Origin of the sequence: Pseudomonas syringae pv. tomato str. DC3000 (assembly GCF_000007805.1) — a bacterium.
GTDB classification, from domain to species: domain Bacteria; phylum Pseudomonadota; class Gammaproteobacteria; order Pseudomonadales; family Pseudomonadaceae; genus Aquipseudomonas; species Aquipseudomonas avellanae.
The window spans coordinates 3,990,752-4,005,907 of the sequence record NC_004578.1 but is presented as its reverse complement, the minus strand read 5'-3'; the positions used below and the strand labels follow the sequence as shown (position 1 = coordinate 4,005,907).

At 60.9% G+C, this 15,156-nt stretch carries 15 protein-coding genes; 3 read left to right on the top strand and 12 right to left on the bottom strand.

All coding sequences use genetic code 11. The annotated features are described in order from the left end of the window. Positions 1–11: 11 nt before the first annotated feature. Positions 12–626, bottom strand: a complete 615-nt coding sequence (locus tag PSPTO_RS18350; protein ID WP_005765127.1) for a TetR/AcrR family transcriptional regulator — start codon at positions 624–626, stop codon at positions 12–14. Positions 627–821: 195 nt separating this feature from the next. Between PSPTO_RS18350 and PSPTO_RS18345 the strand changes: the two genes are divergently transcribed. Continuing rightward, on the top strand, positions 822–1,922 hold the full coding sequence (locus tag PSPTO_RS18345; protein ID WP_005765125.1) for an MBL fold metallo-hydrolase: 1,101 nt from the start codon (positions 822–824) through the stop codon (positions 1,920–1,922). A gap of 93 nt (positions 1,923–2,015) precedes the next feature. Next, positions 2,016–2,951 carry a LysR family transcriptional regulator gene (locus tag PSPTO_RS18340; RefSeq protein WP_005765123.1) on the top strand — a complete coding sequence of 312 codons (936 nt, stop codon included), beginning with the start codon at positions 2,016–2,018 and terminating at the stop codon, positions 2,949–2,951. Between the two features lie 145 nt (positions 2,952–3,096). On the opposite strand, the gene PSPTO_RS29935 is transcribed toward PSPTO_RS18340, so the two are convergent. From PSPTO_RS29935 to PSPTO_RS18315, 6 genes are all read right to left on the bottom strand, one after another. Beyond that, the gene (locus PSPTO_RS29935) at positions 3,097–3,240 is read right to left on the bottom strand and encodes a hypothetical protein (protein ID WP_003378113.1); all 144 of its coding nucleotides are present in this window, start codon (positions 3,238–3,240) and stop codon (positions 3,097–3,099) included. A 118-nt stretch (positions 3,241–3,358) separates the two neighbouring features. Continuing rightward, positions 3,359–4,036 carry a type 1 glutamine amidotransferase domain-containing protein gene (locus PSPTO_RS18335; protein WP_003378111.1) on the bottom strand — a complete coding sequence of 226 codons (678 nt, stop codon included), beginning with the start codon at positions 4,034–4,036 and terminating at the stop codon, positions 3,359–3,361. Positions 4,037–4,201: 165 nt separating this feature from the next. Next, a complete protein-coding gene (locus PSPTO_RS18330) occupies positions 4,202–5,419 on the bottom strand; it encodes an aldose 1-epimerase family protein (protein WP_005765121.1) in 1,218 nt (405 codons plus the stop codon). A 205-nt stretch (positions 5,420–5,624) separates the two neighbouring features. Next, positions 5,625–5,936: a DUF7693 family protein gene (locus PSPTO_RS18325; protein WP_005765119.1), complete on the bottom strand. Its 312-nt coding sequence runs from the start codon at positions 5,934–5,936 to the stop codon at positions 5,625–5,627. Positions 5,937–6,029: 93 nt separating this feature from the next. Then, positions 6,030–6,947: a hypothetical protein gene (locus PSPTO_RS18320; protein WP_005765117.1), complete on the bottom strand. Its 918-nt coding sequence runs from the start codon at positions 6,945–6,947 to the stop codon at positions 6,030–6,032. Positions 6,948–7,011: 64 nt separating this feature from the next. After that, positions 7,012–8,172 (bottom strand): TDT family transporter, encoded by a 1,161-nt coding sequence (locus PSPTO_RS18315; RefSeq protein ID WP_005765115.1) that lies wholly within the window; start codon positions 8,170–8,172, stop codon positions 7,012–7,014. A 123-nt stretch (positions 8,173–8,295) separates the two neighbouring features. On the opposite strand from PSPTO_RS18315, the gene PSPTO_RS18310 reads away from it, so the two are divergent. Beyond that, the gene (locus tag PSPTO_RS18310; RefSeq protein ID WP_011104604.1) at positions 8,296–9,249 is read left to right on the top strand and encodes a LysR family transcriptional regulator; all 954 of its coding nucleotides are present in this window, start codon (positions 8,296–8,298) and stop codon (positions 9,247–9,249) included. On the opposite strand, the gene PSPTO_RS18305 is transcribed toward PSPTO_RS18310, so the two are convergent. From PSPTO_RS18305 to PSPTO_RS18285, 5 genes are read right to left on the bottom strand one after another with little or no spacing between them, the layout of a single operon-like run. After that, positions 9,183–10,598, bottom strand: coding sequence for a lipid II flippase MurJ (locus PSPTO_RS18305; RefSeq protein WP_005765108.1), 1,416 nt, complete (start codon positions 10,596–10,598; stop codon positions 9,183–9,185). The genes PSPTO_RS18310 and PSPTO_RS18305 overlap by 67 nt on opposite strands. A gap of 15 nt (positions 10,599–10,613) precedes the next feature. Beyond that, a complete protein-coding gene (locus tag PSPTO_RS18300; protein WP_005765105.1) occupies positions 10,614–11,435 on the bottom strand; it encodes an acyltransferase in 822 nt (273 codons plus the stop codon). Then, positions 11,432–12,847, bottom strand: coding sequence for an O-antigen ligase family protein (locus PSPTO_RS18295; RefSeq protein WP_011104603.1), 1,416 nt, complete (start codon positions 12,845–12,847; stop codon positions 11,432–11,434). The genes PSPTO_RS18300 and PSPTO_RS18295 overlap by 4 nt, the downstream gene beginning before the upstream one ends. Next, a complete protein-coding gene (locus tag PSPTO_RS18290) occupies positions 12,847–13,947 on the bottom strand; it encodes a glycosyltransferase family 4 protein (protein ID WP_005765101.1) in 1,101 nt (366 codons plus the stop codon). The genes PSPTO_RS18295 and PSPTO_RS18290 overlap by 1 nt, the downstream gene beginning before the upstream one ends. Beyond that, on the bottom strand, positions 13,938–15,155 hold the full coding sequence (locus PSPTO_RS18285; RefSeq protein WP_005765099.1) for a glycosyltransferase family 4 protein: 1,218 nt from the start codon (positions 15,153–15,155) through the stop codon (positions 13,938–13,940). The genes PSPTO_RS18290 and PSPTO_RS18285 overlap by 10 nt, the downstream gene beginning before the upstream one ends. Between the last annotated feature and the right edge of the window lies 1 nt (position 15,156).

Sequence of the window (15,156 nt, the reverse complement as noted above, 5' to 3'; positions counted from 1 at the left end):
CGATTGCCCGGTCAACCGGGTATTTCGTACCAGCCGAGGAACATGTTCAGGGCTGACTCGACGACATTGCTCTGTTCTTGCGGGGTGAGCAACGCGGCATTGAAGGTTACTTGCGGCCAGAATGCGAACGACTTGAGCAGGGCGTGCATCTGCGTCGCTGCAAAGCCTGGATCGACGGGTTTCAGGCGGCCGTCCTTTTGCGCGGCGCGAATCCAGGCGCTGAAGGTTTCTTCGCGCTCGTTGATGCGCGCCAGCCACACTTGAGCACGTTCCGGCGAGTGTATCGTGGCACCTACTACTACCCGCGCAAGGTCCAGAAAACTGCTGTCAGTGAGGTTGCGCATCTTGCCCCAGAGCAATTCCAGCAGTTGCTCGCGCAGGCTGACGAGCGGCCGATAAACCACCTCCGATTGCGGCGGAGCACAGTTCCACAGGCGCTGAAGCATTTCGGCGAACAGTTCTTCCTTGCTGGGAAAGTGGTTGTACACCGTGCGTTTGGAAACCTCCGCCCGCGCGGCGATACGGTCCATGCTGGTGATCTCGAAACCACGATCGCCAAACTCGGCAATGGCCGCCTGGACGATGGACTCGCGTTTCTGATCGGTGAGGCGCATGGGTTCGGTCATAGGTTCGCTTCAAACGTGCGTTTAGAGAAAATTACACTCGGCAGTTTACTTGTCGCCAAGGATCATGCAAGCTTAAAACTACACCGTGTAGTGTAAAACACTGTTACATATTTTTCATCGGACATCCTGCAACGGGATTCACGTACAAAGTATGCACGGCTGGAGCCTCAACCTGTCCCCAGGAGTCAGCAAATCATGGCCTCGACACACCCGAAAAAGGATGTCTCTTCACTGCCTGTCTTGTCTCGTCACGAGGGGCGCTATCAGAATCACACGCCTATGAAGCCATTAGGCTTTTTTCGCATGCTCGGCATCTTCTGGGATCAGGCATTCAACAAACCCAGGGACACGCGCCCGGCGGGGGAGATTCCTGTGCAACCGCTGTCGCGTCAGCAATTGCTCGCAGCACCGAACAACACCGTGTATCGCCTTGGGCATTCGACCGTGCTGCTCAAGTTGCGCAACCGGTTCTGGCTGACCGACCCGGTGTTTGCCGAGCGTGCTTCGCCGGTGCAATGGGCCGGGCCGCAGCGCTTTCATCAGCCGCCGATCAGCCTGGAAGAACTGCCGCCGATCACTGGCGTGATCCTCTCGCATAACCATTACGATCATCTTGACCATATGGCCATCAAGGCGCTGGTCGACAAGACCGAGCACTTCCTCGCACCGTTGGGCGTGGGTGACAAGCTGATCGAATGGGGCGTGCCTGCGCACAAGGTGCAGCAACTGGACTGGTGGCAGTCCACAGAGGTGGCGGGCATAACATTCGTCGCCACGCCTTCGCAGCATTTTTCGGGCCGCACCTTGCGCGACAGCAACCGCAGCTTGTGGGCCTCCTGGGTGATGATCGATGACGATCAGCGGATCTTCTTCAGCGGTGACAGCGGCTACTTCGACGGTTTCAAGACCATTGGTGAGCAGTACGGGCCGTTTGACCTGACCCTGATGGAAACCGGTGCCTACAACGTCGAATGGCCGCAAGTGCACATGCAGCCAGAGCAGACCCTGCAGGCCCACCTTGACCTGCGCGGTCGCTGGCTGCTGCCGATTCATAACGGCACCTTCGACCTGGCGATGCACGCCTGGCACGAACCGTTCGACCGGATTCTGGCCCTGGCCTGGGAGCAGAATGTGTCGATCACCACGCCGATGATGGGCCAGCCGTTCTATCTGCAATACCCGTGTCGCGCAATGACCTGGTGGCTGGGGGTCGATGAAGTGGTCGCGCCCGAGTCAACTCAGGCGCATCCGGCGAGTGGCGAACGGTCCTGTAACTGCCGTCGGCAAAATGCCTGATATCGTCGGACGAGGCGCTGCCTGATTGCATTTTGATGCTATCGTGCTCGCGCAGACCTGCCCGGCCGGTCGCAGCGCCAGCGAGATGCCTCGATGCTCAACAGTAATGCCCTGAGAAAGCTGGACATGCAGGACCTGATGGTCTTTGTCTCGGTGTATGAGCAGCGCAACCTGACGCTGGTTGCGCAGGCGCTGCATGTCAGCCAGTCGACGGTCAGTTACTGCCTGAAAAAGCTGCGTGCCAATTTCGAAGATGACCTGTTCATCTGCACCCGCAACGGCATGCGCCCGACCCGCAAGGCGCTGGCGATGCATGACCACGTGCAGCAGATTCTGCAGCGGGTCAATCTGTGTCATGACGGCCTGAACCTGTTTGACCCGACCCGCAGGCACACCACGTTCACCGTCTGCGCTCCCGAGTATTTCGAACTGCTGGTATTGCCGCATTTGCTGCGTGACTTTGCGACTGCCGGTTTTTCGGTCACGGTCAATGTGCAAAAACTGGACAAACAACTGCCAGCCGAGCCGCTGAGCGATGGTCGTATCGACCTGGCTCTGTGTTTTGGCCCGGGATTTCATCGCCTGCCAGACAGCCTTGTTTCGCAGGTATTGCTTGAAGATGACCTAGTCTGTGTCATGGACACGCGATCTGCGCCGCTGAGCGCATTGATCGACACGCAGACGTTCACCCAGCGGCGCCACGTGTACCCGACACCGTGGACATCCGACACCAATATCGTCGATGGCTGGTTGCATGAGCAGGGGCTGTCGCGGGACATCGTCGTGCGTGCCAACAGCTACCGTGCGGCGCTGCAATTGCTGGAAGGCACGGACTTTATCCTGGTGCTGCCACGGCGCATCCAGACCCTGCTGGGCAACGAGCCGTGGATATCCGTTTTCGAACTACCGCCCGACCTGCCGGGTTTCAGCCTGGACATGCTCTGGAGCGAAAACGCTGATCAGGCCGAGGCCAGTGGCTGGCTGCGTGAGCAGATCGTGAAGGTGTGCGCCGAGCGCGGGTTGCTTTGAGCGGTGTTGTACTGGAATCCAACTTAATCCCGCTGCGCTGCACACTCAAGATCGGACGCAGTGCGTCCAGAAAGGCATGCCGACGCAGAGCGTCGCACGATAATCTGTAGCTGTTGCTCGCGCAGAAAACCGCTTTCCGGGTTTTTCAGGACTTGTCTTTCTGCGGATCAGGTGAGGTAGCAGGCCGGGGCTGTTCGCCCTGCTGGTTGAGTGCTTTGTTTTTTTCGCCTACTTTGCCGGCGTTTTCTGGTTTGTGATCGAGGTCTTCACGCTTGGATTCATCTTTCATGACTGTTCTCCAGATGGCTGGGCTATCTGGATATTGGTCACTGGGCGTGCAGCAAGATTCGATTTATATGACGCGCGGTCCGGTGCAGCTTTTCAGGCACTGAACCGCGCAAAACACATCAGCTCAGCAAGGTCAGCACGTCTTTGGCCGCCTGCGCAGAACTGGCCGGGTTCTGCCCGGTGACCAGCTTGCCGTCGGTCAGCACGTAAACGCTCCAGTCATCGCCCTTGGAGTAGTCGCCGCCCAGTTCCTTGAGTGCGTCTTCGACCAGAAACGGCACCACGTCGGTAAGGCCAACTGCTTCTTCTTCGCTGTTGGTAAAGCCGGTAACGCGACGGCCCTTGACCAGCGGCTCGCCATTTTGCGCTTTGACTTTACGCAGCACGCCGGGCGCGTGGCACACCAGGCCATGCGGCTTGTCAGCCTTGGCGAATGCTTCGATCAGAGCAATGGAATGCTGGTCTTCTGCCAGGTCCCATAGTGGGCCATGGCCGCCCGGATAGAACACTGCGTCGAAATCGGCAGCGTTGACCTCGGCGAGAAGACCAGTATTGGCCAGCACTTTCTGAGCATCGGCGTCTTTGGCGAAACGCTCGGTTTCAGCGGTCTGTGCGTCAGGCTCATCGCTTTTCGGGTCAAGCGGCGGTTGACCGCCAGCAGGCGAAACCAGCGTGACTTCGGCGCCGGCATCTTTAAACACGTAGTACGGCGCAGCAAACTCTTCGAGCCAGAAACCGGTTTTCTTGCCGGTGTCGCCCAGTTGGTCATGGGAAGTCAGAACCATCAGGATTTTCATATGCACGCTCGTTGTTTAAGGGTTGAGAGGGTGTAGACAGGCAAAAGCCTGAGGAGTTATCAGAAACTTTACAGCCCAAACGAAACGAGGCCGGATGTCGACGTATTGGCGTACGTCGAGGCCCGGCCTTGTTCAGCAAGCAGCGCTGAAAGTTTCAGTGATGGATCATTGCTCCTTGGTCAGGTCCACCAACGGCTCTTTGCGCACTTCGGTCTCGCGACCGTCCTGAATGCGCTTGATCTGCCCCAGCGTCTTGTCGACGGCACCCTTGTCAGCCAGCAGGCTGTAGGTGATCTGGAACTGACGTTGCTCTTTGGGCGCGATGGTCGGTACCAGGTTCAGCGGGCGCTGAAAGCGGCGGTTGTAGGAGAAACTGGTGCCTGGCTCCAGCCCGGTCACGTAACCCTGGCCTTTGGTGTCGGTGTTTTTCCACAGCGAGAACACCGGCAGTTGCTGTGTATTGAAGCCAACCGCTACGCCGAGGTTGCCGGCCTTGTTGTGCAGCACAGTGACGGTGTCGCCCTTGGCGTCGCCATAAGGCACGATGTTATAGACCGTTTCGTCGTAGTCCGGCGTCGGTGCGCGGTAAGTCTGCCAGTCGCCCAGATCACCCTTGGCCTTCTCGTTGAACGGCGAGACCTGTTTGACCGGCGCTTCAAAACGCGCGCCCTGTTCCAGGAACGGCGTGCTGAAGTTGCTGTGGTAGAGCGCCTGGTATTCTTTCGGATAATCGCCGTTGTTGGTCAGCGTATCGTTGAGCGAAAAGCTCGTGCTGCCGGGCTCGGTGACCAGTTCGGTCTGCACCGAGAAATCGACTTTCTTGAACGCCTGTTCCTTCAACTCACCCTTGAGGCGGATCGCATACGGCGGTTTTTCGTCGATCTGCAGCGTGACCTTGCTGGCCGGAATGTTGGCGGCGCGACCGTGCAGGGTCAGCAACTCGCCATTGTCCATGCCCGGATGACCGACCCACTCGTAGCCGCAGCGCGCGACCAGTTCGTTGAAGCCCTCCAGCCAGCCCAGTCCGCCACGGCCATTGAGCTCGATGAACGCCGGGTTGACCACATCCTTGACCGGCGAATCCCAACCCATGCGCACATCGCCAACCGACGCTTGCAGCACGTTCATGCCACGGGTCGGCACCACCGAAAGCTTCATGGTGCCGTTATCGATATCGATGATGCTCACGCCTTCCTGACGACCACCGTGCAGGGTGCGCAGGGTGATGGTAAACGGCTTGTCGGTCTTGACGCCCAGTTGCTGACTGGTGATCTGCTGATTCTGCGCAGCCTTGTCGGTGTCGAGCAGCACGTAATCCCAGGCAAAAACACTGGAAGCGGCGGTCAACGCGCCGAGGCCTACGAGCAGGGGAAGGGATTTCATGGCGGTGGTCCTTCTGAAATTATTGGAATTATGGTGTTGCATTGGGACGCCTATTTAACGCTCAGTTAATCGATTCAGCAACTGCGCGATATTCAGCGACTGCACCGGCTTCTTCGTGAGCAAGCGAAGCGTCGCCCGGCTCACACAAATGCGCTACCGCGGCCGGGGCGTCGAGCCGCATTGCTCGCGAGGGCTTGATGCACACTCACCCCGGCATCTGACCAGCACGAGCATCGCCCAGCAGCCGCTCGATCTGCGCGTGCTCCCAGCCACTGAGCAAGCTGACCGGGTCGGTGCGCAGCCAGCTTTCGAACGAGCCTTCCCGGCCTTGCGGGCATCGGCAGTATCGGCAACGGGTCGGACTGCTGTCGGTAATTTCCAGGGTGAGCAGCCAGCCTTCTATTTCGACCTGCTGCAACCCCGCGTCAGAGGCTTCGCCGATCAGCCGCAGTGACCTTGTGCCCATCGCAGCGTCCCGCAGTTGCTGGTAAACCTCACGCGTGCTCAAGGTTCTCATCGAATTCACCCGGTTGCATGTGCATGGAGTAAAGCACGATTTTGACCCGAGTCCGATAAGGTTGATGAGTCATTCAAACTGGCTGAAAACCCTTCAGGATTTCGCCGCGGCAGCAAACAGGTTTTCGACCTCGGGCCGGGTCTGGTTGATCGCGCCCAGTTGGCGGATCAGCTCCGCCTGCCGGCTGCCACGTATGCCTGCAGTGGTCATCACCGCATCACGCACGTAGGTGTAGACACCGCTCACGCCAAACGGCGTGACATGGCGCACGTGCTTGCTGATCCCTTCGGTGATCGCCTTGAAATGCTCGCCAGCGTAGTAAGTGCGGCGTGTCCAGGCCGACTCGAAAACCAGTTCCATCATGACGATATTCAGCCGCGATGCTTGGACCTCGTGATTAACCCCTGGCGCAGGCGGTGCAGGCTCGGCGTTGTCGTAGGGTTGCGCCAGGTGCAGGCGCAGCTTGAGCACTGCATCGCAAGCGGCCATCGCGCGCGCAAGCTTTTCTACCGCATCACGGGCGGCGGGCAGGTTGTTGCCGTCTAGGTGGAAATGCAGGTGCATTTTGTCCAGCGTGGCTGTTTCATTGGGGATCGGGTTGGCCAGGCGATCTACCAGCGTGCTGGAACCGTCCGGCACATCGTAGGCGATGGTTTCTTCGAACATGTTCTGCTCGTCGGAAAACAGCAGGGCGCTGGCGTCCTTGAATTGCGTCTGGTCTGCGGCAGACAAAAAGCCGATTTCCACGCCGCCATCCAGCACGTAACCCTGCAGAGGCTTGACGCCTTCGATGACGGGCCACAAGTGACCGTCCTTTTCGCGGGTCAGGTGGTGCTGCACGTACCAGCCCAACCCCGAAAGGCGCGCGCACAACGGGCCGTGGACATCTCGCCAGTAAGTGGCAAACAACTCGTGAGGCACGCCGTTCTTGCGCAGCACGGTGGTGTAGGAATTGATGACGATGTTCTGGTCTCGAGTGCCGTAGCTGCCAGTGAACGCTGAGTTGTGCATGGGGCTCTCTATCCTGAAGGTGTCTACCTCAGGCGTCTCGCCGGGAACGTAAGTTCAAGGAGATTTACCGGCGGGCACATGCTCGTGCAGCAATACAGGGCGAAACGAACAGATGACCCCGATACGCGCCAGCCAGGGTATGCACTGCCACAATCGACCACATGACGGCCAGCATCGCGACCAAGCCCACGCCAAACACATCGAAAAAACTCATGTTCAATGTCGCGCCAAGCTTGAGGGTTGCCAATGCGTACACACCGAGCGGAAAGGTGAACGCCCACCAGCCCAGATTGAACGCCAGGCCCTGCTTGAAATAACGCAGCGTGATCAGCCCGGCCAGCGCCATCCACCACAGGCCCAGCCCCCAGAAAAGCGTACCGACAATCACGCCCACGCCTGCCGCCACAGTCCCGACCGATGCCAGCCCATGCGCAGCAAAGATCTCCGGGGCGTCGCTGCCCATCACCAGCATGCCCAGTGCGCCCGTACCGATCGGCCCAAGTGCCAGCCAACTCGACGCCGCCATGCTCTCGTGGGGCAGTTTGTGCAGCGCCAGCCGCAGCAGCAGAATGACCAGAATGCTCAGCGCCACGGGCACCGAATAGGCCCACAGCACATAACTGGTGATCAGCACGGTGAACTGCGCGCTTGTCGTTGCAAGATGCGCGGTTAGTGAACCACCGCAGGCCGCTGCAACTTCTGCCGCGACCACAGGCAACAGCCACACAGCCGTCATCTTTTCAATGCTGTGCTCCTGACGGGTGAACATCATGAACGGGATCAGCACGCCACAAGCCAATGCCATCGCTACATCCAGCCACCACAAGGCTTCGGCGACCGGCACCACTGCATCGCCCCAGCGCGCCGGTCCGAACACCAGCAGGCCGTTAATAATGGTTGCCAGGCCCATGGGGATGGTGCCGAAGAACATCGAGACCGTTGAATGGCCAAAGATCTGCCGCGCCTCGTCGAAAAACAGCATCCAGCGGCTCGCGTACATCACGCTGAACAGGGCGAACAGTGCCACATTGAGAAACCACAGCGCTTCACCTGCGTCGCGCAACCAGGCCAGATTTCCCGGCAGTTGGGCGAGTGCCAGCGACAGAATGCCGGTGCCCATGGTGACGGCGAACCAGTTGGGCGTGAACTGGCGGATGGCTTCGCGTGGGCTTGCCAAAGCGGTGAAGGGTGCGTTGCGGGTGATGACAGTGGCGAAGCGGCTCATGACGTTGTCCTGCTGGGTGGCGGTGGAATCTGCCAGCAGTCTACGGGTCGACAATCAATTCACTAAACGGGTAGTCTCGATACTCATTACCTGATTTTCAGGTAGATCTGTCGGAGTTCAGGCGTGAGACTCAACCTGCGTCAGTTGCAGATTTTCTGTGCGATCACCCGCTTTGGCAGCACCACCAGCGCCGGCAATGCACTGGCGTTGTCCCAATCGGCAACCAGTGCTGCGCTCAATGAACTGGAAGGCGCGCTGGGCACCCGCCTGTTTGACCGGGTGGGCAAGCGCCTGGTACTCAACGACAGCGGCCAGAGCTTATTGCCGCGCGCCATGAAAATGCTGGAAAACGCCCAGCAGATCGAAGACAGCTTTCTATTGCCCGACACCACGTTGAACGCACGTTTGCGAATCGGCAGTAGCAGCACCATCGGCAATTACGAGCTGCCGTCGATTGTCGGCGCACTGCGCGAATCGGCACCCTTGCTGCGGGTGGACGTAGACATCGGCAACAGCGCGCTGATCGCTCGCAAGGTCGCCCGTTTCGAGATCGTCATGGGGCTGATCGAGGCACCCTGTCACCTTCCGGAACTGATCGCCGAGCCGTGGAGTGTCGATGAGATGGTCATTGTCGCTGGCATCAATCACCCGCTGGCCCGCCAGAAACAGGTATCGCTGGGTGAGTTGCAGGACGCGGAATGGCTGTTGCGCGAGCCGGGTTCAGGCACCCGTGAAGAGGTCGAGCACCTGTTGCTCAGGCACTTGCATGATCTGCAAGACCTGCGCGAGATAGGCAGCTCCGAGGCGATAAAGCGCACCCTGGCTCAGGGCATCGGCATCAGTTGCCTGTCCCGTCGGGTGGTGGCTGACTTGCTGGCGAGCGGGCAGTTAAAAGCGCTCGCTAGCCCATTGCCGCCGTTGAATCGGCGCTTTTTCATGATCCGGCACCGCGACAAGTTCATTTCGCCGAGTCTGGAGCGTTTCCGCGAAGCCTGTCGCCAGGCCACCGATCAGGCGGCCACGTTGCGCCACGGCTTGAGCCACAACGCCAGCCCGACCAGCAGCACCACACCATAAAGGCCGCTCAAGCCCAGTTGCAGCCAGGTGTTTTGCAGTGGGTGCAGCAACAGGGCGGCAATCACCATCAGCAGGCTGCCCAACGCCCAATGACTGCGCCACGGCAAAACCCCCAGCAATGACTGCCGACGCATCAGCAGCACCCCGGTGACCAGTGCGCCGCCCAGTGCGGCGATGGCGATGCCGGTCAGGCCGAACACAAAGGGCAATGTGCCGAGCAACAGCGCGTTGCACAGGCTGCCGATCAGTTCGCAGTTGAGCGGCAGGCGCGTGTCACCGGCCGCGTAGGCATAGCGCGCCAGCAGGGCGTTCCAGGCACCGAACATCAGCGGCACGGCGAACCAGGCCAGCAGCCCCGGCAACGGACCGTCGTGGGTCTGATTGGGCAACAGCAGCGTGACCAGCGCACCCGCCGCGCCAATCAAACCGGCCACGGCGGGCAAGGTCAGCAGCGTGGCGCTGCCCAGCCCGCGCCTCAACAGGGACAGACGCTGATCACCCGCGCTGCCGCTCATCAGCCCCAGCAGCACCTGATTCAGGCTCATCAACGCAATCAACGGCAGGTTGATCAGCTTGCGCGCCAGATTGACCCAGGTCACTGCGCCTTCACCGAGCAGCGAGGCGACCATTCGCTCAAGCAAGGCCAGCCCCTGACTGGCCAGATTACTGCTCAGCAGTGGCCCGATGCGTTGCAACAGCTCACGCACAGCGCCGGCTTCCGGTTGCCACTGCCAGGGTCGCCAGCCTGAACGGTACAGCGCCGGCAACAGCACACTCGGCATCAGCACGCTGCCCACTACGCAGGCACTGGCCACGCCCATCGACGTGGACGCATGACCCAAGGTGGCGAGATAGACCACCGGCGGCAAATTGAACAGCAGCGAACCCAGCCCGGCCAGGACAAACCGCGAACGCGCCTGCAACGGCACGCAGAACAGCGCGTGTAACAGAAAGCCGGGTGCGCACCACGCCAGCCAGTGCAGGCCGCTGGCAGCCTGGGCGTAACCCTCGGCATCCAGCCCCGGCCCGATCAAACGGACCAGTATTCCGGCACCCGCTGCCAGCAGGATGCTCACTGCCACACCGGTCAGCAGCAGGCGCGGGGCCATGCCTGCCAGCCAGCGCTGCTGCCGCTCGGCCGAACGTTGCTGGTACAGCGGCAATGCGGCAGCGCTGAGCAACCCCGCTGCGAGCGACATGCGCAGCGCCTCGGGCACAAACATCGAGACCAGAAAGGCATCGCTCTGGCCCCCCGCACCCCAGGCCGCCACCAGCAGCCATTCACGGGCAAAACCGGCTGCCAGGCCGGTGAGGGTGGCCAGTGTCAGCCAGAGTGTCGAGCCAAGCATCGCCTGCGCCGCTGATCAGTGGAACAAGGTGAACAGGCCTTTGCCGCCCACCTTGTAATTGAGATTACGCGCGCGCTCGCCTTTGACCTCGGCGTTCGGTCCGCTGACGATCGCGTAGGGCGCGACAGGTTTGGACACCACGCTGTTGCCGCCCACCACCGCGCCTTCACCGATATCGGCGCCGAAGGAGAGCAGGGCACGGCTGCAGATCCACGCATAGTCGCCGATGAACACCGGCCCGCCGACGGCCCAGAATTCAGGTTCGTTGAGGTCGTGGCCGCCGGCGATGATCAGCACATGCGAAGCGATGGTGACGTGATCACCGATCACCAGCCCGCCGCGCGCGTCCAGCTGGCAGTGCCAACCCACGGTGGTGTCATTGCCGATGCGCAGGCTGTCTACGCCGAGCACCTCGGTGTTGCGCCAGACGGTCGAGCCCTTGCCGATTTTCGCCCCGCCGATGCGCAGCCACAGCAGGCGCAGAGTATGGCTGGGGATCTTGCAGATGAGGATGTTGTAAGCCTGCTCCCAGGTTCGCAACATACGGTCACGCAGGGTCGGCCAGTTGATTCCGTACAGCGGAATCAGCTCCCCCAGCGTCTCGCTCGCCAGCAGCTTGTAGAAGCGCCGCGCCAGCGGGTTTTCGATTCTGGGCTCGATGTTCAGGTAGCAGATGAAAGACAGGGTCCGCTCCTTGATGCGTGTCTCGAAGCACACTTCGTTGTCGAGCATCCACTGGTAGGCTGCTTCCAGCTCGTCGAGTGGCACCGCCATCTTGCGTGCATAGTCGGGCAGTGCCTCTCTGAGATTATGAGAATGCAGCATGCGGTGTTTCATGAGGAGGCTCCCGGCTCGGGTGAGGTGACAGGGTATTGATGAGTGCGTGCGGCCTGGGCGCGCAGGCGTCGGGTTTCGTGCAGGCTGATGCCGACAAACAACCAGAACAAGGCAGCCAGCACGCTGGTAAAACTGAAATAGTGGTCAAACAGGCCGCTGAACAACGCCGCCAGCACACCCGTCGTGCAGCCCAGCGCAATGGCGTTTTGGTGAGTCAGCACCACCCGGCCGGACGCGGGGCGCACGTCCTTCCACCAACTGACGGTGACGGCAATGAACAGCAGCATGCCCGGCAGGCCGATCTTGTAGATGAAGTTCAGCCACAGGTTGGAAATGCCGAATTGGGTGTAGCCCAGCACCGGCGGGTCGGTCTTGAAGCCGATGCCGAACGGAAAGGTGGCCATGGCGTCCGGAAAGTGGCTGTACTCCAGAAAGCGAATCGCCGTACTGACGTCGTCATCGCTGAACAGGCCCATCAACCGCTCTTGCAGCGGCGGATAGAACATCAACAGCACGACACCGGCAACCATGCCGCCCATCAACAGCCGTCCCAAATGCGGAATACGCCGCCGGGCCATCCACAGCATCACAGCCACCAGGCTCACCAGCGCACCGCGTGAACCGGTCAGCAGCAGGCCGATGGCCCCCAGCACCGACACCGCCAGGCCCAGCTTGCGGGCTGCGCCACTGCGCGTCATGCCAAAGCAGAACGCCAGCGGCATCAGCATTGCCAGGGCTCCGCCTGCCACATTGGGGTGCATCCACGGCGAGCCCATCCGGCTGGAGAACGATTGCAGGCTTTCGTTGAGAATATCGGCGCCGCTGTAACCCAGGCTGCCAAGGATGGGGATAATGGCCGTCCCCGAGCGTTTGGTCACGTAGACCGAAATCGACATCAGCAACAACAGTAATGTCCCGCCAAGCACCGCCACGACCAGGCTTTCCAGGGTCTTGAGGTCGGTGAGCAGGCGCGGCACGAGAAACAGAATCGACAGGTTGAACAGCCAGCGGACCCAGTTGACCGGCCCGTTGCCTTCGGCGACGACGGTCAGCTGGCCGACCAGAAACGGGAAAGCACTGAACAGCATCAACGCTACCAGCAGCCGCTCGGTGCGCAGCATGGCGGGTGCTTTGTCATGCATCTGGAACACACCCTGCAACAGATAGCTGGCCCACGTCAGCATGATCAGCGCTTCGGACACCGTGGTGCGGATGCCGATCTGCACCGTGGAATAGGGCAGAAAGGTGCCGATCAGACCAAACAGCAGCAACCCGAGCACCGGGCGGCGAATCACCGTGACCACCGCGGCGATACCCAGCATAGCCATCAGCACCAGCGGTATCGGCAACAGCCAGATCATCACCCCGAATAACAGGCTGATCAGCAATCCTACGGGCATGGCCAATGGCATCAGCGCAGTTCCTCCAGCGCAGCGTGCACGCGTTCGCAAAAGGCTTTCAACTGATAGCGTTCAGTCCAGTCTCTGGCGATAGCCGGGTCTTCTTCAGGCGCCTGCGAAAGGCTGCCCATCAGCCTGATGAGGTTGCCGCTGTCGTCAGGCGAAAAGCGTGGGCTGTCGGGCGGGGCGACTTCATTCAGCGACGAGCCGGTAGCCACGGCAACCGGTGTGCCGACGTTCAGCGCCTCAATCACCGGCAAGCCGAACCCTTCGCGTCTGGACGGCTGCCAGAGCCGCTCGGCATGCTTGTAGACCGCGTGTAGCTCGGCATCGCTGAGGCCGCTCAGCACATGCAGCCCGGGCAACTGACGCTGGGCTTCGGTCAACGGCTCGTCGCCGCCGACCAGCACCAGCTCCGGGGTCTCGACAAACTGCATGCGCGCGGTCTGCCAGGCATCGACGAACCATTTGATGTTCTTGCGCGGCTCGCGCGTGCCCACGCACAGCCAGTAACGCTGAGGCAGACGCAACTGAGTGATATCGGCCGGCTCGCCCTGGAAGCGCTCGACCAGCAATGGCACGACGCGCAGTTTATCTCTGATGGCGGGAAACAGGCGTGCGGCCTCGTCGGCGGTAAATTGTGAGGGCACCCAGATTTGATCGGCGACCTTGAGCGACCAGGCTATCGACGCGTAGTCGGTAAAGCGGTAGACCCGCGCTTTAAGCCGTGAGCCATGATTGTTCTGCTCGGTGAGCTGAAACAGGTCATGCAATTGCAGCACGTAGCGCATGCCCGCCGGTTTGCGGCCCAGCGGCAGGCCCATGTTGATATTCGCCACGTAGATATCGACCCCTGCGTCGCGCAATGCACCGGGCAGAAATGCGCCTTCGAAGCGCAGGCGGTCGGGCAGACGATGCACCGAGTCCAGTGGCGCTGCCCAGCGCGGGGTATGAATCAGGCGGCGCACCGGATGGTCGTAAGGTGCTACACCGAACAATTGCAGTTGCACGTCCGGGTGTTCGCGGAAGGCTTTTTCCAGCGCGAAGTTCTGCCGGCCAATGCCGCTGACGGGATAACCGGCAGCCGCGCGGTAGTCGAGTCCTATACGCATGAGCGCGATCCTTGCTTGGGTTGCGAAAAACGGGTGTAGATGACTTCCAGTTGCGCGGCCGACACAGACCAGTCGTGCCGGGCGCGTACATAAACGCGGCCAGCCTCGCCGATCTGTTCGAGCCGTGCCGGTTTGTCGGCGTATTCGACGATCAGTGTTGCCAGCCCGGACGCGTCTTCGCTGCCCAGATAATGTTCACCATTGGTGACCGACAGGCCGGAAACGCCCTGCGCGGTGGTCACCACCGGCAGACCGGCAGCCATGGCTTCAAGGGTCTTGAGTTTCGAGCCGCCGCCTTGGCGCAGTGGCGCGAAGAACATCGCAGCGCCGGCCTGCAGGGTGCGCAAGTCCGGTACAAAACCCAGCCACTCGATGCGCGGGTCAGGCCAGCGTTCACGCCAGGTTTGAGGCATGCCAAAGCCGCCAATGGCAAAGCTCACATCAGGTGCCTGGGCCCAGACCTGCGGCATGATTTCGTCCAGCGCCCATTCGATGGCGTCGATGTTGGGGCCGTACTCGTAGTTGCCGATGAACAGCAGGCGACGGCTGTTGCGGTCAGCGTGAACGCTGGCGTAGTAGCCGCAATCGACACTGTTGACCACATAGGAGGTGGCCCTGCCGCTGAGGCGCGACAGCACTTTGGCGTCGTCTTCGGTGACCGCGATCAGTTCGCCGGTCTGGCGAAACACGCGGGTTTCCCAGCGTCGGTAGCGCCAGCGATCGTATACCGCGAACGCATTGGCCCAGCGTGGCAGGCGGTCGTAACTGGCCGCACCCAGATCGGACTCGACGTTGTGCTCGGTGAGCACGAACGGCTTGCCCGAGCGCTTCAGCGCGCGCTCGAATGGCTGAAAGGAGTAGGTGTGTTGCAACTGAATGATGTCCCAGTGTTGCGCAAGCAACTGCTCGAAGGCTTTTTCCAGTTTCGGCGCGTAACCGTTGACGCTGGCGAGCATTGGCGCCGGTGCGAACGCCACGGCCAGCAGGGTGCGCAGGCTCGACAGCGGGCGACGTTCGATCACGATCAGGCGCTCCAGCCAGGGCTCCAGCGCCGAGCGAGTGTTTTCGTCCAGGGCAGTCTTGGACTGTACCAGCAGGGTAATACGGTGGCCGCGCGCTGCCAGGTTGCGCAGCAAATGGTATTCCCGGGTCTTGCCGCCACTGGTGGTCGGCCACGGCAGATAGGGGAGCGTCCATAGAATTCGCATG